Origin of the sequence: Paenibacillus sepulcri (genome assembly GCF_042647105.1) — a bacterium.
GTDB lineage: Bacteria > Bacillota > Bacilli > Paenibacillales > Paenibacillaceae > Paenibacillus_Z > Paenibacillus_Z sepulcri.
Window position 1 is genome coordinate 1,896,627 of the sequence record NZ_JBHRUP010000001.1, and the last position, 22,442, is coordinate 1,919,068.

The window sequence follows — 22,442 nt, forward strand, 5'->3', positions numbered from 1 at the left end:
GTTCAACCGTCCCCTTCTTGGCAAACCTCTGTCTGGCTATAATGTAAATTTGCTCCCCTTCGACAGCCGGTTGAAAATAATCAGCGAAATGACCGTGCATCCCGAAAGAATAGCAGCCAAAGCCGCGCCTGTGCCGAAGTTGGAGCTGATGACCTCGCTGTAAATGCTGACCGATATCGTTGCCGTTCCTCCGTGATAAAGCACGATCGTCGTACTCAGCTCATTAATGACGGCGACCCAGCTGATAATCGCCCCTGACAGCACCCCGGGCATCATCAGCCGCGCTGTCGTGCGGAAGAAGGTCTTCATCGGAGGAACGCCGAGGCTGATCGACGCCTCCTCCACGCTTTTGTCCAGCTGCTGCAGAATCCCGACGCTGGAACGGATGGTATAGGAGATTTTCCGCGCCACATAAGCGATGACGAGAATGATCCAGGTACCCGTCAATATAAGCGGCGGCTTGTTGAAGACGATAATGAGGCTGATGCCAAGCACCGTCCCCGGGATGATGTAGGGAATCATGATCAGCCCGTCCAGAAACGCCGTGATGCGCGATGGTCTTCTGACCAGCACATAAGAAACGAGAACGCCGAACACGACAATAACCAGCATGGCCGCAAGCGAGAAAGTGAACGTATTGCGGACCGCCTGCTGCACTTTATAGCCGATATCGATATAGCTGTCCAGACTGAAGCCCCTGTGAAACACCGGACCCCGCCTCTCCAGGAATGAAGTGAAGAGGACGGTTGCCTGCGGCAGAATGGAGATGCAGACCGGAATAAAAGCGACTGCCGTCCACAGATTGCGCTGCGCCGGCCTGAGGGGCTTGACCTGCGGCGTTCTCATTCCGGATGTGGCGTAATTTTTGCGCGATGCCAGATGCCGCTGAATGAACAGCGCAGCTGTCGAGCAGCCGATCATAATGGCGCTGATGGTGCTGGCCATGGACAGATTGCCGCCCATCTCGTTGACGAACTGCTCGTACGCCATGATCGGCAGTACTTTGAAGCCCTGTCCAAGCAGCATTGGCGTACCGAAATCGGCGAACGATTCCATGAACACCAGCAGCGTTCCGGCAGAGAGGGTGGGCAGCAGCAGCGGCAGAGTGACGGTCCATATTCTTCTTGCCGCCGGCATCCCCAGACTGTCGGCCGCTTCCTCCACAGACGAATCCGCCGTCCGCAGCGCTCCGGATACGTACAAGTAAATTTGCGGGTAAAACTGCAACGCGAACACGAACACAATGCCCTTCCAGCCATAAATCGATTCGAATGGAATTCCGATGCTGTGCAGCATTCTGGTAATGACGCCATTGCTCCCCAGCAGGATAATCCAGGAATAAGCTCCGATAAACGGCGGCGACATAAAGGAAAGAATGATGAGTATATTCAATAGACCCTTGAAGCGTATCTGGAACCGCGCCGCCAGATAGGCCAGCGGAGCTCCGATCAGAACGGCAGCCAGCGTCGCCAGCAGCGATACCTTGAAGCTGTTGAATAATGCCGAATAGTAATATTTCAGCCTCACAAAATCCCAGTAGTTCGCGAGGGTAAGGCGTCCTTCCTGGTCATAAAAGCTGCTGAGCAGCAGCGAAATCAACGGGTAAACGATGAAAAAAAGCAGAAAGGCAAATGCCGCGACCGTCACGACCGTCCACACATCCCACTTCCATCTCCGCCGCCATGGCCGCTTCGATCGGCCGGCTGTTCCATCATGCAAAATATAGAACCTCCTCGCCCTTGCCGTCGAACATGACCGCGCGGTCAAGCTGCAGATCGACAAATACGCGCTGCTGCCGCTCGAGAAGCATGCCCTGCTCGGTCAGCTGCTGCTCGACCTCGAAGCGCTCGCCATAATCGGATCTGACCACATAGTGGCTTTTGCCGCCCAGGAAGGTCGCCTGCTCTACCACGGCCGGCAGCTGCATGCTGTGCCTCATGGTCTGCTCGATGCGGATTTTCTCCGGCCGGATGGAGAACAGCACCTTGCCCTGGTAAGCCCGCTTCAGCTTCAGGCTCATAGAACCGTTGTTCAACGAAATAACAGCCTGCCCGGTTTCCTTGTTGAATCCCTGCACATCCGCTTCCATGAAATTGGAAGTCCCGATAAAATGGGCCACATTCCGGTTGGCGGGCGTCTCATAAATTTCCGCAGGGCTGCCGATCTGCTGAATGACGCCGCCATGCATGACGGCTATCCGGTCCGATACGGCCAGCGCCTCTTCCTGATCGTGGGTTACATACACCGTTGTAATGTTCAGCTTCTTTTGCAGCTCGCGGATATCCGCCCTCATCTTGATTCGGAGCTTGGCGTCCAGATTGGACAGCGGCTCATCCATCAGGAGAAGCTGCGGCTCAATGACAACCGCACGCGCCAGGGCGACCCGCTGCTGCTGTCCGCCGCTCATGGCCGAAGGAGAACGGTCGCGCAAATGTTGAAGCTCGACCATCCTCAGCGCCTCCATGACCCTGCTTTCGATTTCGGCCTTCTTCACTTTGCGAGCCTTCAGCCCGTAGGCGACATTGTCGAATACGGACATATGGGGGAAAATCGCGTAATTTTGAAACACCATGCCGATATTCCGCAGATGCGTCGGCACCTCGTTCATGAGGCGCGTCCCGAAATAGACATTGCCCTGATCCTGCCGGTGAAAGCCGGCAATAATGCGGAGCAGCGTTGTTTTCCCGCAGCCGCTGGGACCAAGAAGCGTAAAAAACTCCCCGTCCTTGATGGTAAAATCGGCCTTGTCTACAGCCGCCGCCTGTCCAAAAGCTTTGGTAACCTGTTGAAACTTTACTTCCATCTTGCGCCTCCTCGCGTTCTTCCGGGCCAGAAGCGGCAAGCAGGCAAACTGCAAATCCTGCCTGCCTTGCCGCCTGTCTGCCGGCAGCTTCTACTCCTGCCCCGTAACAACGCGAGTGAATCGTTCACCGATTGCGGTCTTGTTGGCGGTTACCCAATCATAATCGTAATCGACAGTCTTGATGCTGCCGATTTCCGGAAGGCCGGATTTTGGCGCGACATCGTTCCGGACCGAACGGCGCAGGAATTCATCCTGCAGCAGATTCTGAACATCAATGCCGGAAGCAAAATCGATGAAAGCCTGCGCATTTGCCTGGTTTTTGGCGCCTTTGATCACAGCCATGCCGTCAGGCGTTACAACTGTTCCTTCGGACGGATAGACGATGCCCACCGGTGCGCCGCCTTCCACGTAACGCAGAGCCGCTTCCTCCAGCGTAATGCCAACCGCAAATTCCTTGCTGGCTACACCCTCATAAACAAGTCCCGAGCCCGAAAGCAGCTTTCCATCCAGATTGGCAACGAATTTCTTCACGAAATCCCAGCCCTTCTCGTCGTCTTTGCCATAGGCCGTAAGCATGGTGGCCAATTGTGTAAACGAGGAGCTTGATTTGCCCGGATCGGCGAACGCGATTTTGCCTTTCCACTTCTCATTCAGCAGATCATTCCAGCTTTTGGGAGCGTCCGTCTCGGAGACCAGATCCTTGTTGTACATAATGACCATCGGGAGCAGCGTGAATGGCGTATAGAGACTGCCGGTATCCAGATACCCGGGATTCAGATTCGTTTTTTCCTTGGTCTCGTAAGGCTCCAGATAATCACCGTACGCTCGGAGCGAAGCAATGTCGCCTCCGAACATAACGTCGCCCAGCGGATTGTCTTTCTCTGCTTCAACCCGCTTGAGCAGCTCTCCGGTTCCGCCGGCGATCAGCTCGACCTGCACGCCCGTACGCTCTTGAAATTCCTTGACGATCGGATTATTGATATCCGCATTGTTAGGTGAATAAATAACGACCTTGCCGCTGAGCTTGGTTGCAGTGCCCGCATCTCCGGCTCCATCAGCCGAAGTCGTTTCTGCCGTCGAAGCGGTGCTTGCCGCATTGCCCGCATCCGCTGCCGTATTGTTCGCATTCGCCGTTCCTGCGTTATTCGCATTCGCTGTGCCTGCGTTGTCCGTTCCCGAATTTTCGCCGCATGCCGTCAGTATGACAACAAGGACCACCATCAATAAACTGAGTACTTTTAAACGTTTCATTTTCTGCCTCCTGCGTTTTTGTAGGTACTTTCCCACTATAGAGCCGCAGGGTCCTTTCCAACAACGCGGTAGAATTTCATTTATGTTCGTTATTTTTCCTTGTTGTTTTTAAGCTTTTCGAGCTTCCTGCGGAAGCTTTTTTGCGTCATCCCCGTCGTTTTCTTGAAGAGCTGGCTGAAATAGCGCGTCTCCTGATAACCGACCATTAAGGCAATTTCGCCGATTCTCACCTCCGGATCCAGCAGCAATTCCTTCGCTTTGTTAATGCGCAGCTCGGTTATATAGTCCATGAAGCTTTTGCCGGCCTGCTTTTTGAACAGCTTGCTGAATTTGCTCTCGCTCATATGCAGGCTTGCGGCCAAATCATACATCATCAGCTCTTCTGTAAAATGGTCGTGAATATAATCCAGCACAGCGTCAATCTCATTTCTGGAAGGCGATTTGCTTTCCAGATACCGGGTCCGCACCTCTCTTGCCATGCTCTCCAGCCAATCGAGCATGAGCTCGCTGGAACGCAGCTCGTTTATCTTTTCCAGTACGCCCTTCAGCTCCGGCAGCCCGCCTGTCTCGTGGAAATGCAAGGTCAACAGATTGTAAACGCCAAATACAAGCTGCACGCGAAACTGCTTGGGATCGGCTTCTTTTCCGCCGGAGCGCCACAGCAGAGCTTTGTACAGCGCCTGCAGCGCTTCCTTCAGCTTGTCCTCCGATCCCCACTTGATCGCTTCGACGACCTCCGATTCATCCCATACTTCCGAGGATACGGCATCATTCGATAAGTTCTCGTAGCTGATAACGGTCGGCGATTTCAAAAATACATGATGGAGCCTGGCGATGCAGGCCTCGTCATAGGCTTTGCCAAGTGCAAGCAGACCATGGTGGACGCGGCTGAGGCTGATGGTGGGTCCGCCATGCCAGCCGGATTCCCGCTGCGGAATCCCCTCCCGCCACCTTGAGCCTCCCACCTCGCTCAAGAGAACCGCGTAAACGCCGCTGTTCATGGGGATGGGGTCGGTCAGCGCACAGCTCCTGAAGTACGCGGCGGCGCCGGACTCCCAGCCCGGCTCCTTGAGCGCATCCGCATCGCCGCCTCCAAAATCGACGACGGCGACTCTGAAGGCTTCGAACGGCTCCAGAAAACCTTCCAACGCTTCGTACAGCAGCTGCATATCCTGCATGCTTGCCGTATCCGTAAGGAGATGCTGGAGCACCTTTTCCAGCACGAAAGGCTGGCTTGTCCGCTGATGCTTCTCCAGAATTTTCGTATAATCCATCTGCTGCCTGCGGAGCGTGATCATGCGGGTCGCTTCTCCGAAGGTTTTACGGAGCTCATGGGGATCGGACGGCTTCAGCAGAATATCGAAAGCGCCCAGCTTCACCGCCTGCTGCGCATAGGAGAAATCGTCGAAGCCTGTCAAAAAAATCGTCGTAATCTCTGAATCCCTGCGGGAGATGGTCTGAACAAGCTCCAGCCCGTCCATCCCCGGCATGCGGATGTCGGACAGCAGTATATCCGGCGACAGCTCATCGATAAGCTTCAATGCATCGATGCCGTTATCCGCCTCGCCCACGATCTCGCACTGCATTTCATGCCAGGCAATCGTTGTTTTCAGCCCTTCCCTTACCAGCCATTCATCGTCAATAATCATGACCTTGAACATAGTCTTCACCCGCTTGTTTAATTTGAGGAAACTCGATCGTTACCGTCGTTCCGATACCTGGCTTACTGACGATATGAAGCGAAGCGCTGTCGCCGAATTGCAGCTCCATTCTTCTGCGCAGATTTTCCAGCCCGATGCCCGTGCCCGCCTTCGCCGTGCCCATCTCATGCTTGTCCGGCACGAAGCCGGCCCCGTCGTCGCTAACGGTGAACCGGACCTTGTCGCCAGCGGCCTGCCCGGTAAAGCGCAGCGTTCCTTTGCCGTTCTTCCGTTCAAGGCCATGCACAATCGCATTCTCCACAACCGGCTGAATGAGCAGCTTCAATGTATAAAAGGAGAGGATTTCGTCTTCCATCTCGATTTCCATCGTGATTTTTTCCCTGAACCGCATCTTCTGGATCGCCAAATAATGCTGGATCTGCTTCATGTCCTCGCTGATCAGAATGATTTGATTGCCCTTGGAAATGCTGTAGCGCAGCAGCTCGCCCAGGGAAATGACCGTCCGTGATATTTCATCGACATGGTGAATGCGGGCCATCCAATTAATGGAGTCCAGCGTATTGTACAGAAAATGGGGATTGATCTGCGCCTGAATCGCCTTCAGCTCCGCCTCGCGCAGCTTCAGCAGCTTCTCGTAATTTTCATTGATCAAATATTGAATCTCCTGCAGCATGCGGTTGAAGCTCTGGCCCAGCTGGCCGACCTCGTCCTTGTATTTGGAGGAAAAGGATACGCCAAGATCGCCCTTCTCCGCCTGCTTCATCAGCGAGCGCAGCTTGCGCAAGGGGGTGGTGATGCTGCTGGAGACGATATACGCAAAGCCGAACGCTGCGATAATTCCGACAAGCATGACGCCGATCGTCAGCTTCCGGATGCTCTGGCTTTCCTTGATCATTTCCTTGACGGGCATGACGCTGACCAGCTTGAATCCGGTCGCGTCGGAAGTGTCGTAAATGATCATTTCCCTGTTCCCGGCATCGTCCCGGGACTCAAAATAGCCCTTCGTCCCGACCAGCACATTCGGCAGAAAATCGGCCTGCAGCTTCGTTCCGATCTGATGCTTGGGCAGACTGGACATGACATTGCCGAAACGGTCCAGCAGAAAAATCTGGCCGTCCGGCACAAGATGCGCTCTCGCATATTTGTCCACCAGCGCCGATTCCATAATATCGATGACGAGATAGCCCAAATCCTCGTTTGTTTCTATATTTTTGAGGACGCGCCCGGTTGCCACCGCCGTGCCGAAATCATAGAGCTTCTTCAGCGTATAGTGGGTATCCCATACGGCATTGCCGCCCGCAAGCCGGGCTTTGCGGAACAATCCCCAATTGGAATCGATGTTGTCGTATTGCTTGGGCAGCACATCGCCGGTAAAAAACCGCTCCCCATTGTTGCCCAATATATAAATTTCGATATCCCATTTCTTAAAGCCGACGAACGACTCCAGAATGGCCGAAATCTTCTGTTCATCCGCATAGCGCTCGCTGATCGTACGGTCCGCGCTGCCTGAAGAAAGAACCTCCTGAACGTCCTCGTTGCTGTAGATGTACATCGACAGCTGCTCAATATCGCTGATGAAATAATTCATGCTGTATGTAATCTGGGAAAGACTTTCCAGCACCGTTTGGTATACCTTCTCCTGAACCGTGTAGGAAGAATGATTATACGACAGAATGCCCAGCACGCTGAGCGGCGCGATCGCAATGATCATAAACAAAATGATCAGCTTGTTTCTGAAATCCATACTCCCGATCAAGGCCATGAATTGATTTTTCATGATGCGGTTCCCTCCTCGCTGCGGCCGAGAGTAATGCTGCTTTCAGCAAGCTATCTTCTATTCCCCCATCCCCCTTCGCATGTTCAATGTACCTGTATACAATGTTCATATGGTTATGGCAATGTAAAAAAAATTGTTAAAAAAATATAAAGGGCAAAAAAAGCCTGATGAAGCGCTCTTACTGGGCCGGGCTGGCCTAAGCCAGGCGCTGCTGGACCCGCACAAAACAAAAAACCTTGCGCCGCGCGCAAGGTTCTTGAAGTTTATTGCAAGATTTGAAGACTGGTATGAAAGATTTCTCTTCTATAATATCGCCTGAACCTGATCCATCCGATCATCTACGATCTGACTTCATTAATAATAAGGAGCCGCAGCCCCACTCTATCCATCCATTCTTGACTGCGCCCGTCATTCACAGCAATGAGCGCTGCCTGTCTCTTTTTTATTTCCCAAGCAGCACCGGCGCTACACGGTATTTGGTAGACTGCTCATAGTCATAGGCCATGCCCAGCAGGCTGGCTTCGCTCCACATTTTGCCGATGAAGGCGACAGCAAACGGGGAACCGCTCTTGTAATAGCCGCCTGGCACCGTCACGAGAGGAATCCCGGCTATATTAATTTCGGAAACAGTGGTTGCGCCAATATTATCCTTGCTGTCAAGAAGAGGCGTCTCTTTAAACATTTGAGGATAAACCAGAGCGTCGAGATCGTAGAAATCCATTACATCATTAATGATTTGAAGGTATTTGGTACGGATTTTCACGAAATTGGACAAATCGGCCACGGAATTCGGATCGGGCATATCCTCCTTGTACCGGTCGAAGATGGACGGTTTCTGACCGGTTTTATCCATCAGCTCCTGGACCGAATTGATTTCGGCGCTTGGCCCGAGCCGCTCCAGATAATCTTCCATATCGTAGATAACGGATTCAATGCCCACCGACCCGGAAGCTTTGACGAATTCGGCAAATTCCGTCCCTGCGAATGGATCCGGAATTACCGTAGCGCCCTGCTTCTCAAGCTCTGATACGGCACGGTCATACAGCTCCTGGGTTTCCGGCGTCAGCTCCTGATCCCGCCAGCCTTTCCCGTACAGGCCGATCCGTTTGCCCTTCAGCGCCAGCTGATTAAGCTGCGAGGTGTAGCCGTTGCGCGGCATATTGCCGATCGAAGCAACGGTCTTCGGATCTTCATGGCTGTAGCCTGCAATAACGTCAAGCATCGCCGCCGCATCATGAACGGTTCTGGCATGCGTGCCGATGACGTCCCGCGTGCTTCCTCCAAGCGGTACCACACCCGCATTCGGCACCAGTCCAAAGGTCGGCTTGATTCCCACCAACGCCTGGGCAGCCGCAGGATTCTGAATGGAGCCTCCCGTTTCCTCCGCGATACCGAGCACGGCAAAGTTCCCCGAGACCGCCATTGCCGTTCCGCTGCTGCTCGCACCGGGAACCAGCTTGCGGTCTACCGCATTATAGGTATCTCCGTCCCAGCTCGACGTAGCGCGTGTGCCGGAATTGCTGAACGTCGGGATATTGGTTCTTCCCAGAATGATCGCTCCCGCTTCCTTCAGCCTCGCCACCACCGGGGCATCCGTCTCGGGAATAAGCTGAATGCCGCCTTTCTCCTTGCTTAGCGGCGCCCATCCCATCGTGGAGGGGAATCCGGCCATATCCACCGCTTCCTTGATTACAATCGGAACGCCGGCCAGGCTTCCCAGCGTTTCTCCTGCAGCCCGGCGGCGGTCGACTTCCCGGGCCTCCTCCAAGGCCTTTGTATTCATTGTCGTAAAAGCATTATAATTCGGCTCGTACGTTTGAATGCGGTCCAGATACGCCTGCACGACCTTCTCAGCCGTATAGTCGCCATTGGCATAACCTGCCTGAAGCTCCTGCAGGGTTATTTCCTCAAATTGAAATTCGTCGGCAGCCGAAGCTGCAGGGGTATAGGGAAGTAAAGCTGCTACCAATAAAAATAAGAGAGCGACGGATACGGATCGTTTTAACGCAAAAAAACGATAAGGGGTTCTCATTGCTGTCATACACCTCTCCCAATCTGCAAATTTTGATTTTCACAGCGAAATAAGACCGTTTTCAAGACGATTTCATCCAGTCTTCCTGAGATAGCCACCTCCGTCCTACAACCCATTACGCAGTTCTTATGTATACGTTTTGTATCTATCATTCTAGTATTCCATAATTTTCGTGTCAATATATATAACTCAATAAGTCAATAATATTTAATTTTCTCTTGAAATTGAATGAATTCTTCGAAATAAAGCTTTAAAATTTCTTTGATTCAATCTTTTAAGTCATATTATTGTTAGCACTATGATATATATAATATCGCAAATTCCGGTTGCTCCTTATCGTACCCCTTTCAACTATATGTTCCAGCTGCCGAAAAATCCCACTTTATTTGTTCATTCCTATAAAGAACAATACTCTTGTTTGCTCCGGCAGCCTTCCGGCCGCTTGATGTTCAAGCATGACTGGACCACAGAGGCGCTCAAGTTTGAAAATGCCGGTTGACAAGATTTTATATTAAATGCTAATCTAGGACTAAGTTCTTTATAACGAACATGAAAACAGCCTCTTCTTCCTTAATAAGCCTTAAATATTACTAAAAATATTATTTCAACCTACCATCGGGGATCAGGCTTCCCTATTGCTGCTCCAACGTTCTATAAAAAGAACAGCAACTAACATCCCCATCACCCTGGAATCGTCAATGAAAGGCTGGAAAATACCATGAGCGCGATTGCCGGAATTTATCATATGAATCATGAAGAAATCCATCCCGGGCGGGGCGATGCGCTGATGGCCCAGTTTGAGCCCTATCCTGCCGACCGGGTACATACCTGGCAAGCGCAAGGCGCGTTTCTCGGCTGCCATGCACAATGGATCACGCCGGAATCCGTGGGAGAAATCCTTCCCTTCCATGACCGGGAGCGGGGCCTTGCCATTACGGCGGATGCCATCATCGATAATCGCACCGAGTTATTCGACCAGCTGACCGTCCCCCGCGAGGACCGAGGCGACATGCCTGACAGCCTGCTCATCCTGCTGGCTTATGACCAATGGGGGGAAGATACCCCCCGCTATCTCGTCGGCGACTTCGCCTTTGTCATCTGGGATGAACGCAGACGGTCGCTCTTCGGCGCAAGAGATTTTTCGGGCAACCGCACCTTGTATCTGGCCCGTTCGTCTGAGCTTTTCGCCTTCAGCACCATCATAGAGCCTTTATTCACGCTTCCCGGCCTGAATAAAAGCATGAATGAACAGTGGATCTCGGAATTTTTGGCCATTCCCGTGACCACCGATGCTGTCGATTGCTTCTCTACCGTCTATTCGCATATTCAGCAGCTCCCGCCATCCCACAGCCTGACTGTCTCGGGCGGCAGGATCACGTTCTCCAGATACTGCACGCTGGAGCCGAAAGAACGGCTGAATTATAAATCCGATATGGAGTACGAGGAAGCGTTCCGCGAGGTGTTCAACGCCGCAGTCACCTCCCGTATCCGGACGCACCGTCAGGTCGGCGCCCATCTCAGCGGAGGACTGGATTCGGGTTCGGTCGCAAGCTTCGCCGCCAGAGCGCTGCGCAAGGCTAATAAGCCCTTGCATTCCTTCAGTTATTATCCGCTTGAGGATTTCGTTGATTTCACGCCCAAGAGCAGGATTGCCGACGAGCGTCCCCTGATCATGTCTACCGTCAGCCATGTGGGCAACATCAAGGACAACTATTTGAATTTCCCCGGGCTGAGCCCGTTCTCCGAGATTGATGACTGGCTGGAGACGATGGAGATGCCCTATAAGTTTTTTGAAAATTCGTTCTGGCTGAAGGGGATTTACGAGCGGGCTTACCACGAGAACATCGGCGTCATGCTGAACGGCCAGCGGGGCAATTGGACGATCTCATGGGGACCGGCGCTGGATTATCAGGTCAACCTGATCAGACAGTTCCGCTGGATCCGCTTCTACCGGGAGCTGCAGCAGTACAGCCACAGCCTGGGCGTGAAGAAATCGCGGGTCATGTCCGTCGTCGGCAAAAAAGCTTTCCCGTTCTATGGAAGGTTTACGACGCAAATAAGCGATTATCAGCTGCCGATGCTGATCAATCCGCAGTTCGCGAAGCGGACGCAGGTATTCGAGAAGCTGCAAACCTATGGGCTTAACACATGGGGTTCTCCCCTGAACAGCGCCTACGCCATCCGAGAGGACCAGTTCAAGCAGCTCTATTTCTGGAACATTAACGGTACGATCGGCACCAAGCTGTCGCTCAAATATCTGATGTGGGACCGCGACCCGACGAATGATCTGCGCGTCATCCGCTTCTGCCTCTCCGTCCCTGACGATCAATTCGTCCAAAACGGCGTAGACCGCGCCTTGATCCGCCGGGCCACCGAAGGTTATTTGCCCGACAACGTCCGGCTGAACCATCGCACCCGCGGCGTTCAGGGTGCCGACGGCGTGCACCGGATGGCCGAATCATGGGATGCTTTTATAAGCGAGCTGCATCAGCTTATAGCAGACCCTGCGGCTGCGGAATTTTTGAATACGGAGCAGCTGGCTGATTCATTGGGCAGGATCGGCACCGAGCCCCGGCCGGAGCTTGCGTTTGATTTCAACTACCGGATCTTGATGAGAGGCCTGATCTTCTACCGTTTTATCAAAAAACAAACTTGAGAGGAGGTGATACTATGCAAAACGAAGCCAAAAAACAATGGCAAGCGCCATCATTGGAAGTTCTTGACTACAAAATGACAATGGCAGGACCAGGCGTTCATCTGCCTGATGCTGTTCAACCGGATCCCACAGAAACCATTCACTACAGCTAATCTTTATTGATGGCCGCTTATGTACCAGGGTGTATATAGGCGGCTGTCAACCGTTTGCGGGCGCTCACGCATCTGCATGCAATGGATTGAATTATGAATCGGATCAACTGGAGTGAAAATGATGATCGAAACGACCGCTCTTGCATACTATCACGCTTTTGGCTGCGTCATTCAAAGCGCCATTCCGCTTCCGGAGCTGACCGAAGCCTGCGGGTCAACCGGGGAAAATCTGCAGCAGCAGGCTCCCGCTACCATTAGCGTCGCGGATTTACTGCCGCTCTGGAACGCAGAAGCAGCGCCGGATGAAATCTGGGTTGTTCGTGGAAGCGCAGTCATGTTCCATGTGCCGGATGTGGCCATTTTCCGTATCGAGGATGGATGTTCTATTGCCGTTTCCCCTTTCCCTGAATCGGATCCGGACAAAATCAGGCTTTACGTATTGGGCACCTGTATGGGTGTGCTGCTCCTGCAAAGAGGAATTCTTCCCCTGCACGGCAGCGCTGTCGCTATCGACGGGAAAGCCTATGCCATTGTGGGACATTCCGGTGCCGGAAAATCCACTCTCGCTTCCGTTTTGCTGGACCGCGGCTGCCGGCTGCTGAGCGATGACGTCATTCCCGTTATTCTCAATGAAGATCATATGCCAATCGTGCTTTCCTCCTACCCGCAGCAGAAGCTGTGGCAGAACAGTATCGACGAACTCGGCATTCATCATACAGATTGCAAGCCGCTATTTGACCGTGAGCTTAAATTTGCGGTGCCGGTCCGCTCCGGTTTTCACCCTTCTCCCCTGCCGCTTGGCGGCGTATTCGAGCTGGTGCCGGGTGAAATGGATACCGGGATTCAACCGGTTGAAGGGCTTGAACGGTTCCATACCCTGCTGCGCCATACCTTCCGCCGTTCGTTAATGGAGAAGATGGGCCTCATGGAATGGCATTTCGGCATGCTTGTCCGGTTCATCAACCGGCTTCCGGTATACCGGATCGGCCGTTCCGCCTCCGGATTTACCGCACCCTTGCTCAGTTCGCTTCTGCTCGAAACCATTCAAAAGGAGGAAGCTTCATGAACCCAAGCGTTGTACAGCCGACCGGAACTGTCTCGCAATACCCCGGCAATATCGTGAGCGACATGGATGGCGAGAAAGTCATGCTGAGCGTCCGCAATGGCAAATATTATAATTTGGGAGAGACCGGGGGGAGGATGTGGGAGTTGATCGGCGCAGGCAGTCCCGTTGTCCGGATCGTTGAAACGTTGACGGCTGAATACGAGGTTGACAGCAGCGAATGCGAACGCGATGTTTTGCTGTTTCTGAACCATCTGCTCGAGCATGAACTGATCCTGTACGCCCAAGCGGATGAACATCTGTCTGCATCCTAATTTTCATTTAAAAAGTAGGGACCTCATATGAAAATCTTCAAAATTCTCCGCAAGCTGCTTCATACGGACAGAAGAACGCTGCTCATGTTCGTCGAGGCATGTCTGCTGCTGGGCTGGGCACGATGTCAGCTGTTCCGGCCATTCGCCGCCATCGCCCCGAAGCTGGGAGAGCGGACCCGGGAAACCTCCCTGGACTATGACCCGCCCTGTATGCCTGCAATCAGGCAGGTGGCGCATGCAATCAATACCGTTAGCCGGCATACGCCCTGGGAGAGCAAATGTCTGGTGCGCGCCATCGCGGGCATGAAAATGCTGGAGCGCCGCAGAATCGACAGCACCCTTTACATGGGAACTGCCAAAGACAAGACCGGGCAGCTCATTGCCCATGCCTGGCTGCGCAGCGGCCCCGTCTATATTACCGGCGCGGAAGTTATGAACCGGTTTATCGTTGTGCAGAAATTTGCGAAGGCAGGAAGAAACTGCTGATGCCGTCCTCTGGCGGCTAGGTTAGTTTCTTCGCATAGACCTTATAGACATTTATCAGCGTGAAACTGATACAGGCTATAAGGCGGGAAGAAACGGCTGATGCCGTCCTCTGGCGGCTAGGTTAGTTTCTTCGCACAGACCTTATAGACATTTATCTACGTGAAACTGATACAGGCTATAAGGCAGGAAGAAACGGCTGATGCCGTCCTCTGGCGGCTAGGTTAGTTTCTTCGCATAGACCTTATAGACATTTATCTACGTGAAACTGATACAGGCTATAAGGCCGGGAAGAAACGGCTGAAGCCGTCCTCTGGCGGCCAGGTTAGTTTCTTCGCATAGACCTTATAGACATTTATCTACGTGAAACTGATACAGGCTATAAGGCCGGGAAGAAACGGCTGCCGCCGTTCATAGGAATGGCGGCGAGAGGTCTCACTTTAGGAGCGAGTTTGATGAATCCCATCCTGCATTACATGAAGCGTCTATACGCTTATTCCGGAGCTGCCCTCACAATCAATCTGCTTGGTATGGTATTCAGCAGTCTTCTTGAAAGTCTCGGCATTCTGCTGCTGATCCCCATGATCAGCATGAGTGGGATTTTGAGCGTACAGCAGGCAAGCGGCTACGATTTCAAAATTCTCGAAGAGCTGCGGGCAATGCCACAGACGTTGGCGCTGACCCTGATTTTGTCTCTTTATGTATTGATCGTGTTCGGTCAAAATCTCATTCAGCGTAAAATTACGATCCGCAATGTGGAGATCCAGCAGATCTTCAGCCGCAAGCTTCGCTTTGAAACTTACAGCATGCTGCTCGCGTCCAGATGGTCCTTTTTCCTCCAGAAGAGGAAATCGGATCTCATAAATCTGTTAACGATCGAGCTTGCGCGCGTCATTAGCGGAATCAACCTGTTTCTCCAGCTCGTGACCTCCTTCCTGTTTACGCTTATCCAGATTGTGTTCGCCTTCTGGCTCTCGCCGGCCATGACTTTATTCGTACTGGGCTGCGGAACGGTTCTTGCGCTGTTCTCGCGCCAATATATTCATCAGGCGAAGGTGCTCGGCAGTCAAACCTCGGAGCTCTCGCAAAGCTACCTTGCCGGCATTACCGATCAGTTGAACGGTATCAAGGATATCAAGAGCAACAACCTGGAGGAATCCCGCCTGGGCTGGCTTCATTCACTTACCCAGGGGATGATGCATGAGCAGATGGAGTACATCCGGCTCAGAATGAATTCACAGCTGGTTTACAAAATATCCTCTGCGCTATTGATCGCGGGCTTCGTGTTTATCTCATTCCAGTTCTTTCATACGCAGGGTCCCCAGCTTCTGCTGGTTATCCTGATCTTCGCCAGGCTGTGGCCGAGATTCACAGGGATTCAATCCAATCTGGAGCAGCTGGCGGCAACGGTCCCCGCCTTCAAAGCGCTCATCGGCCTGCAGAAGGAATGTGCGGAAGCGGTGGAGCAGCACGAGGCGGGTCCTGCCGGCTTAAGTCCGGCTCCGCTTCGTCTCGAGCATGGGCTTACCTGTGACAATGTGTATTTCCGCTACCACCGGCAGGAGGCTGCGCATACGCTTCAGGCGATTAATCTGTTCATTCCCGCTAACCGGATGACAGCCTTTGTCGGACGTTCCGGCGCGGGAAAAAGCACGTTGATCGATCTGCTGATGGGCCTGATGCAGCCTGAATCGGGCCGGATTCTCATCGACGGAGAACCCATTACCAACGCGAATCTGTTTGCCTACCGGCGGTCCATCGGCTATGTGGCGCAGGACCCCTTTTTGTACAATGCCAGCATCAGGGAAAACCTGCTGATGATCAGGCCCGATGCCAGCGAGGATCAGCTGTGGGAAGCGCTGGACTTCGCCTCGTCCGCTGAATTTGTCCGTGCGCTGCCTCTGGGGCTGGAAACGCTCATTGGCGACAGAGGCATCCGGCTGTCCGGAGGCGAAAGGCAGCGGCTTGTGCTGGCGCGGGCCATCATCAGCAAACCGGCCGTGCTCGTGCTGGACGAGGCGACAAGCGCGCTGGATACCGAGAACGAGAAGAAAATCCAGGAGGCGCTGGAGCGGCTGAAAGGGACCATGACCATTATTGTGGTCGCCCATCGTTTATCCACAATCCGTCACGCGGATCAGGTCATTGTCATCGATCAGGGGAAAGTGGTGCAGCGCGGAGGCTTCATGCAGCTTGCATCTGAACGGGACGGAGTATTCGGCCATCTGCTTGATAATCAGAAGGAAGCCATTGTATAGCTTCCGTAGAGGATGAGGAAACAGGCAGCTTCATGCGGCCATGCATGAAAAGAAACGGCTATCGCGTCCTCTGGCGGCAAAGCCCTGGTTTCTTCCCTCAGAAATATAAGCAAAGTATAATCGGGATTTATACTTTCATATATTTCAAAAAAAAAGCGGAAAAGTCTTCAGCGCCATGAAAACCGCTGTTCACTTTTCCGCAACTGTTCGTTATAAGCAACAGATTCTTTCTTAATGAAGAAGAATCCGATATAATAAGGTTCAGCAAGCTATAACATTGGAGGATACGTATAATGATTGGAGAACGCATACAACTGCTGCGCAAAAGAAAGGCGCTCTCTTTAACCGAGCTCTCTGAGCGGGCGGGCGTGGCCAAGTCCTACTTAAGTTCCATTGAACGGGGGATTCAGCAGAATCCCTCCATTCAATTTCTCGAGAAAGTCGGAACCGTACTGGGTATTTCCGTGGAAGAACTGCTTCACGTCCAGAAGTCCGATGACGAAGCAAGGCAGCTTGACCAGGAATGGGAAGACCTCGTACGCGAAGCCATGGCATCAGGCGTGAGCAAGGAACAGTTTAAAGAGTTTCTGGAATTCAACAAGTGGAGGCTCCACAAGGATTAGGCACTATGTAGATGTATTTTCTTCTTTGGGAAATGTGCCGTTTTCCAATTTCGGGAGGGCGCTCAGAACGCCCCGGATAACTTCCCGGTCAAGCCCCATTGCCCGTGCGATCATAATCAATTCAACCCACTCTTTGTCCAAATTATCCTTGCGAATCCGTTCTGCAAGCGCCATAACCATTTCCTCCGCTCCGAATTCGGCCGGTTGCACCACTGACTCCATGCGTTTAAGGTGCCCAGGTAAAAACGCACTTCTTCGTCTCCTATTTAAATGTAATCGTTTTCTATATTCACCATTATAATCAAGCCTTTCCGCTGATGCTGTCGCTTCGTGCGATCGAATTTTGATTTTTTCAACTAATTTTGTCGAATAATTCACATTTTTAGTAAAGCAGTCATGAACCGATTCTCATGGATATCGTAGCCTTCGGGATTATTCGCCTGCCATCGCCAAGTATCCTCGCACATCTCCTCGATACAACGGTCTGCAGTCCATCCAAGCTCTTGTCTGGCCTTCCGGATGTCCGCACAGCTGACCGCAATATCCCCCGGCCTGCGGGCAGCGAAGCGGTACGGCACATGAGTCCCCGTCGCTTTCTCGAAGGCCGCTATCATCTCCAGGACGCTTGAACCGCGCCCGGTTCCCAGGTTGTAAATATTCAGACCCGATGAATCCAGAATGCGTCCAAGGGCTCTGATATGCCCAAGCGCCAGATCTACAACATGGATGTAATCCCTGATTCCCGTGCCGTCAGGGGTTGGATAATCACTTCCATATATGCTCAGCTCTTCCAGTCTCCCGGCAGCCACCTGCGACAAATAAGGCATCAGATTGTTAGGCGTGCCCGAGGGATTCTCACCGATCCTCCCGCTCTTATGGGCGCCGGCAGGATTGAAATAGCGGAGAATGCTGATTCCCCATTCGGGATTGGATGCCGCCAGATCCTGCAATATCTGCTCAATCATTTGTTTGGTGCGGCCATAAGGGCTGGATGCGCCAATGGGCGAATTCTCGGACACCGGCATATCCCCGGATGCCCCGTACACGGTGGCAGAAGAGCTGAACACAAGCTTGTGCACGCCATATTTGCTCATGACCTCGCACAACGCCAGCGTGCTGATCATATTCATCTCATAATACCAGAGCGGTGAACGAACCGACTCGCCGACCGCCTTGAGACCGGCAAAGTGGATAGCGGCATCGATTTGATTTCTTGCAAAAACGGCCTCAAGAGCACTGCGGTCTCTTACGTCCAATTGATAGAACCGAAAGGATTTCCCTGTGATTTCCTTTACCCGATTGAGCGCCTCCGGGCTGCTGTTGGCGAAATTATCCACCACAATGATGTCATACCCGGCCTCCAGCAGCTCGACACAGGTATGGGTTCCAATATATCCGGCCCCGCCGGTAACCAATATCGCCATAAGGATTATCCCTCCATATTGTGATTGACCTTGCGGCTCATCGCCAGCCTGCGGATGATGGTCCGGCTGATTCCGAGCAGGTAGCCAAACTCTTCCGTTCGGTGAAACAGTGCGATATAAAGAACATTAACGGTGAAAAAGCCCGCAATACCTTTCCCTATGAGCTCTGCAAAGCCGTTCGAGGGAATGAAATGGCATACTGCGCTGGCAAGGGCATAAGCACCCGCGCCTGCCAACGTATAGATGAAATAGGTCTTGAAATAATCCGTCAAGGGCCGCTGGAATACATTCCGGTAGACAAAATAAGGAGTTGTCCAGAAGGGAACGGCCAAGCTGCTGATGAGCGACCCGATAAACACGCCGGCTATCCCGATCGTCTGGACGAGCGTAATGGACACGCCAAGACATACGGCCGCCTGAATGAGCGGGGCATAACGGTCCTGATGGAAGATGCCTGCCGTTGTTTTCACCGTTGTAATGGAATTTCTCATGCCTCTTTCATAAAACAGAGCCAGCAGCAGAACGAGCACGCTGCCGCTCATCAGGAAATCCGGACCGATCCACAGGGTGATGAACGGTTCGATTAATAGGGACAAGAGAATGACAAACAGTGAATACAACCAGAAATTAAGCAGCAGCGTCACTTTATATACCGCAAAAATCTTATCCTTGCTCTCCTTGGATACCAGATTGCCGATGCTGTGATACATATTGCTGAAAATCTGATTGATAAAGGTCCGCCCGATTTCGATCAGCATCTTGTAGTTGGAGTACAAGCCGACAGCCGCAACGCTTACGAAGCTTGAGATGAGAATATTCTCCGTCCCAAGCACGAAGTAGCTGCCTGTATTCTGCAGGACAATGGCTTTCACATTCTTGATGATCCCCTTCTTCGTCACGCTGTCCAGCCCTCCGCTGACCTTGTCGCGCAGGAACGGATACTTCCGGTTGACGGTTACCGTCAGGATAACCGCGGTGCTAAGCGTGATCACACTGTCTATCATCAGAAAAAGAATATAGTTTTTCGTGTAAGTAAGAATTCCGATTTTCAGGCAGGTCGACAGAATCGAAGACAAGGTGAATACAAGCGTTACGATATACCCCTTCTGGCTGACGTTCAGAAATGAATTTTTGTAAGAGAAGAGGTATGGGGTGACGGTATTGAGCAAAAAGATCAGATAAATGGCCGTCAGATGCTCCACGCTGGAATTTTTGACAAAATGGTCCAGGAACGGCAGCACGGATAAGCCAAGGAGCGCCACGACGAGAGCAATGACCAGATAGGCATTCCGGTACAGCTTCATCAGCTTGTTGATAGTGTCCCTGTCATTGTCCGCGACGGGCTTATAGAGGCTGTAAATAATGCTGGAGCCGATACCCGCCTCCGCCAGCGTGAGCATTGTCAGCAGATTGGTGAACAATCCGTTAATACCCAGATACTCGATGCCAAGGCTGTTAATGAATACTGTCCTGGAAATAAAACTGAGAGCCGTAATCACGATCTGGTTGCCGAGTCCTGCCGCAATATTAATTAATGAGCTGCGGACTCTCATGCCGGCACCTGATCCCGGCCCTTGTCATTCATCATCCGGATACAGAACCCCTGCGTGAAGGGCAGAATATTGAACAGCATGGAATATACGCCGATATCCTTCGTATCCCCTTGGGAGAAATCGACTGCACCGCTGCGCCTGGTTACCTTCATCAAATAAGAGGCTGCCCGCTGCGATCCCTTGGAGCAAGCCTCCGCGAGATGCTCCAGATGTGAAGCTTCGCCGAGAAACCAGCCAAGCACCGCCGTGGCCGACGAATCCGCTCTGGACTCCTGGCGGGTAATCGTCCAGTTCCAGTTCCCCTCCGCGCCCTGGAAGGCGAGGGAGGCTGCCGCAAATCTCGTAATCATCCCCTCGAGCAGCGGCTTGTCGGGATGAGCCGCCGGCAGCTCGCGCCAGGCGTCCATGAGCCCTATAGCGAACCATCCCAAGCCCCGCCCCCAGCCGTACAAGCCAAGCGGAGTTTTATGATCCACATGGTAAGCATGGCTTGGCAGATAATGATGATCAAGCATGCCGTGCCTCTCGTATTCGACCAGTTGCCTGACGGCCAGCTCCACGCATTCCCGCTTGTCATAACGGAGACCGTACGCGACAAGAAAAGGACAGACAAAGCCGATCGTATCGACATAGCGGTAGTTCTTCATCGATTTGCGGTACATGACCGTGCCGTCATCCCCGATATGCTCCTGAATGAACTCCCAAATGTAGTCGAACGCCGGCTTGAATCCATCCGGATCGATGCACTGCTGCTTCATCACAGCATAAGCCACGATGGCGCCATCGATATGCCTGGGCTTCACCACCCAGTTCCCGCCGCTGTCAAATTTGGCTTTCACGTATTTTCTGATTTCGTTCTCGATATCCCGGTCCTGGTTCTTGTCCGCATATTCCGACAAGCCGATAAGCAGGGCCGCCTCCTGCCAGTGCTGGATCGCATTCTTGGTATAGTTTCCCTGCAGCATATCAATCACGACCAGTCTGGTATTATCGGTCACCTTCATCTTCGGGGTACGATTCAGCCACTGGGCGCCCCTCTGGGTGACGGATTCGTTCCACTCCTTGAGATCGCGGTATCGTCCGATACGAATGCGGCTGAGCCAGTCCGCGAATATCGGAATAGCATCAATTAAAATAATGAGGACTACTGCGGCAAGCAGCAGCAGACAACATAGTAACGGAATATACAATAGCCTCGCCCCTTCTTGCTAGCTGATCCATTGATAGAGCTTATGGATCTCATGCTCGGTTCCCAATGTTTCCTGCCTCAGGTTATCTGTCAGATGCCGGCGGAGCGTCTCGCTGTTGATCAGTTTCTTGACGCCCTGATAGACCGAAGCCGCATTCTGCTCCACGATCAAACCGTTATGCCCGTCGGTTAACTGGTCGTATATCACTTTAAAGTTGGTGGACACAATCGGCTTATGCAGGATTTTCGCCTCTGTAACCGTCAGGCAGCGGCCTTCGAAAAAAGAGGTTTGTACATAAATATCGCAGGTTTTGATATAGGGATAGGGATTCTCCAGAAGACCGGTAAGGATGACTGAGTCCTGAAGCTGTCTCTCCTTTATGGACTGCTCCAGCCTCCCCCTCTCCTCGCCTTCTCCCACGATGTACCACCGGATATCGAATCCATCCTTGACGAGCAGCTCGCAGGCTTCCACGGCAAGCTCGAAGCCCTTCTGATAATTCAGGCGCCCGACTGAGACGATGGTGACGCCTTTACCCGGGGTGGGAGCATTATCCTGCGCCATGCTCAGAACGGCAGCCGGCGAGACGATGTTGTGCATCAGGACGATTTTGTCCCGGTACATAGGGAAACGGTCCGCCAGAATATTTACGCATTCCTCCGAAACAGTAGCAATATAGTCAAGCGCCTTGAAATAGCCCAGGTCGATTCCGGGGTCCATTCCCAGCTTGTCGTAATCGTTATGAATAAATCCGATTTTCGTCCGCGCCTTTACCTTATCGATGACATAATAAACCGGCGATTTCTCAAGATAACCGATAGCCGCGTCGTATTCCTTGCTTAGTCCGGTCATCGATCTGCCGATATACTTCCAGACCCGCTGCTCGCATCTGGACCGGTTGCTCTCCCTGCGGAAGACGAGACCGGCGCGCAGACGCGACCATGCAATATCGATTCTGCCTTTTCTGATCGTTCCCGCCAGCGCCTTGCCAACCGGCATATCAAAGTAGGTATAGCCGGAGGGCTCCGCAAGCACACGGACCTGCTCCGGAACTTTATCCATGAACATTCCTTCCCGCTTGAAAAGCAGCAGATCCACCTCACACCGGGAGTAATCAATGGCCTGCAGGAGGGAAATAAGCGACTTCTCGGCGCCGCCGCAGTTCAGGTTGTTCATGACGAACAATAGCTTCTTCTTCACGC

At 52.6% G+C, this 22,442-nt stretch carries 18 protein-coding genes and 1 riboswitch; of the genes, 7 read left to right on the forward strand and 11 right to left on the reverse strand.

The window, feature by feature from the left end; genetic code table 11:
- Window positions 1-36: 36 nt before the first annotated feature.
- From ACFOLF_RS08355 to ACFOLF_RS08380, 6 genes are all read right to left on the reverse strand, one after another.
- Window positions 37-1,719, reverse strand: a complete 1,683-nt coding sequence (locus tag ACFOLF_RS08355) for an ABC transporter permease (RefSeq protein ID WP_379114004.1) — start codon at window positions 1,717-1,719, stop codon at window positions 37-39.
- A complete protein-coding gene (locus tag ACFOLF_RS08360) occupies window positions 1,712-2,803 on the reverse strand; it encodes an ABC transporter ATP-binding protein (protein ID WP_210037975.1) in 1,092 nt (363 codons plus the stop codon). Before ACFOLF_RS08360 ends, ACFOLF_RS08355 begins: the two co-directional genes overlap by 8 nt.
- Window positions 2,804-2,893: 90 nt before the next feature.
- A complete protein-coding gene (locus ACFOLF_RS08365) occupies window positions 2,894-4,054 on the reverse strand; it encodes an ABC transporter substrate-binding protein (protein ID WP_210037976.1) in 1,161 nt (386 codons plus the stop codon).
- A gap of 89 nt (window positions 4,055-4,143) precedes the next feature.
- Window positions 4,144-5,715: a response regulator transcription factor gene (locus ACFOLF_RS08370; RefSeq protein WP_210037977.1), complete on the reverse strand. Its 1,572-nt coding sequence runs from the start codon at window positions 5,713-5,715 to the stop codon at window positions 4,144-4,146.
- On the reverse strand, window positions 5,693-7,492 hold the full coding sequence (locus ACFOLF_RS08375; protein WP_210037978.1) for a cache domain-containing sensor histidine kinase: 1,800 nt from the start codon (window positions 7,490-7,492) through the stop codon (window positions 5,693-5,695). The genes ACFOLF_RS08370 and ACFOLF_RS08375 overlap by 23 nt, the downstream gene beginning before the upstream one ends.
- A gap of 442 nt (window positions 7,493-7,934) precedes the next feature.
- Window positions 7,935-9,533 carry an amidase gene (locus ACFOLF_RS08380; protein WP_379114002.1) on the reverse strand — a complete coding sequence of 533 codons (1,599 nt, stop codon included), beginning with the start codon at window positions 9,531-9,533 and terminating at the stop codon, window positions 7,935-7,937.
- A gap of 709 nt (window positions 9,534-10,242) precedes the next feature.
- Between ACFOLF_RS08380 and ACFOLF_RS08385 the strand changes: the two genes are divergently transcribed.
- The 7 genes from ACFOLF_RS08385 (at window position 10,243) to ACFOLF_RS08415 (ending at window position 17,073) form a co-directional block, all read left to right on the forward strand.
- Window positions 10,243-12,180, forward strand: coding sequence for an asparagine synthase-related protein (locus ACFOLF_RS08385; protein ID WP_210037979.1), 1,938 nt, complete (start codon window positions 10,243-10,245; stop codon window positions 12,178-12,180).
- A gap of 14 nt (window positions 12,181-12,194) precedes the next feature.
- Window positions 12,195-12,332, forward strand: coding sequence for a paeninodin family lasso peptide (locus ACFOLF_RS08390; RefSeq protein WP_210037980.1), 138 nt, complete (start codon window positions 12,195-12,197; stop codon window positions 12,330-12,332).
- Between the two features lie 121 nt (window positions 12,333-12,453).
- Complete coding sequence (locus tag ACFOLF_RS08395; RefSeq protein ID WP_210038097.1) at window positions 12,454-13,398, forward strand: aldolase; 945 nt, start codon at window positions 12,454-12,456, stop codon at window positions 13,396-13,398.
- Window positions 13,395-13,709, forward strand: coding sequence for a lasso peptide biosynthesis PqqD family chaperone (locus ACFOLF_RS08400; protein ID WP_210037981.1), 315 nt, complete (start codon window positions 13,395-13,397; stop codon window positions 13,707-13,709). Before ACFOLF_RS08395 ends, ACFOLF_RS08400 begins: the two co-directional genes overlap by 4 nt.
- A 27-nt stretch (window positions 13,710-13,736) precedes the next feature.
- The gene (locus ACFOLF_RS08405) at window positions 13,737-14,195 is read left to right on the forward strand and encodes a lasso peptide biosynthesis B2 protein (protein WP_210037982.1); all 459 of its coding nucleotides are present in this window, start codon (window positions 13,737-13,739) and stop codon (window positions 14,193-14,195) included.
- A 452-nt stretch (window positions 14,196-14,647) separates the two neighbouring features.
- The gene (locus ACFOLF_RS08410; RefSeq protein WP_210037983.1) at window positions 14,648-16,450 is read left to right on the forward strand and encodes an ABC transporter ATP-binding protein; all 1,803 of its coding nucleotides are present in this window, start codon (window positions 14,648-14,650) and stop codon (window positions 16,448-16,450) included.
- Between the two features lie 293 nt (window positions 16,451-16,743).
- Window positions 16,744-17,073 (forward strand): helix-turn-helix domain-containing protein, encoded by a 330-nt coding sequence (locus ACFOLF_RS08415; protein ID WP_210037984.1) that lies wholly within the window; start codon window positions 16,744-16,746, stop codon window positions 17,071-17,073.
- A 3-nt stretch (window positions 17,074-17,076) separates the two neighbouring features.
- Here the strand turns inward: ACFOLF_RS08415 and ACFOLF_RS08420 are convergent, their stop codons facing one another.
- The 5 genes from ACFOLF_RS08420 to ACFOLF_RS08440 form a co-directional block, all read right to left on the reverse strand.
- Window positions 17,077-17,283 (reverse strand): hypothetical protein, encoded by a 207-nt coding sequence (locus tag ACFOLF_RS08420; RefSeq protein WP_210037985.1) that lies wholly within the window; start codon window positions 17,281-17,283, stop codon window positions 17,077-17,079.
- A riboswitch (cyclic di-GMP riboswitch) is annotated at window positions 17,263-17,345 on the reverse strand. (Overlaps the previous gene by 21 nt.)
- A gap of 102 nt (window positions 17,346-17,447) precedes the next feature.
- Window positions 17,448-18,497 carry a UDP-glucose 4-epimerase GalE gene (gene galE, locus ACFOLF_RS08425; RefSeq protein WP_210037986.1) on the reverse strand — a complete coding sequence of 350 codons (1,050 nt, stop codon included), beginning with the start codon at window positions 18,495-18,497 and terminating at the stop codon, window positions 17,448-17,450.
- Between the two features lie 5 nt (window positions 18,498-18,502).
- Window positions 18,503-20,050 carry a lipopolysaccharide biosynthesis protein gene (locus ACFOLF_RS08430; protein WP_210037987.1) on the reverse strand — a complete coding sequence of 516 codons (1,548 nt, stop codon included), beginning with the start codon at window positions 20,048-20,050 and terminating at the stop codon, window positions 18,503-18,505.
- Window positions 20,047-21,234 carry a glycoside hydrolase family 88 protein gene (locus tag ACFOLF_RS08435; RefSeq protein ID WP_379114110.1) on the reverse strand — a complete coding sequence of 396 codons (1,188 nt, stop codon included), beginning with the start codon at window positions 21,232-21,234 and terminating at the stop codon, window positions 20,047-20,049. The genes ACFOLF_RS08430 and ACFOLF_RS08435 overlap by 4 nt, the downstream gene beginning before the upstream one ends.
- 24 nt (window positions 21,235-21,258) lie before the next feature.
- Window positions 21,259-22,440 carry a glycosyltransferase gene (locus tag ACFOLF_RS08440; RefSeq protein ID WP_210037989.1) on the reverse strand — a complete coding sequence of 394 codons (1,182 nt, stop codon included), beginning with the start codon at window positions 22,438-22,440 and terminating at the stop codon, window positions 21,259-21,261.
- Window positions 22,441-22,442: the final 2 nt, after the last annotated feature.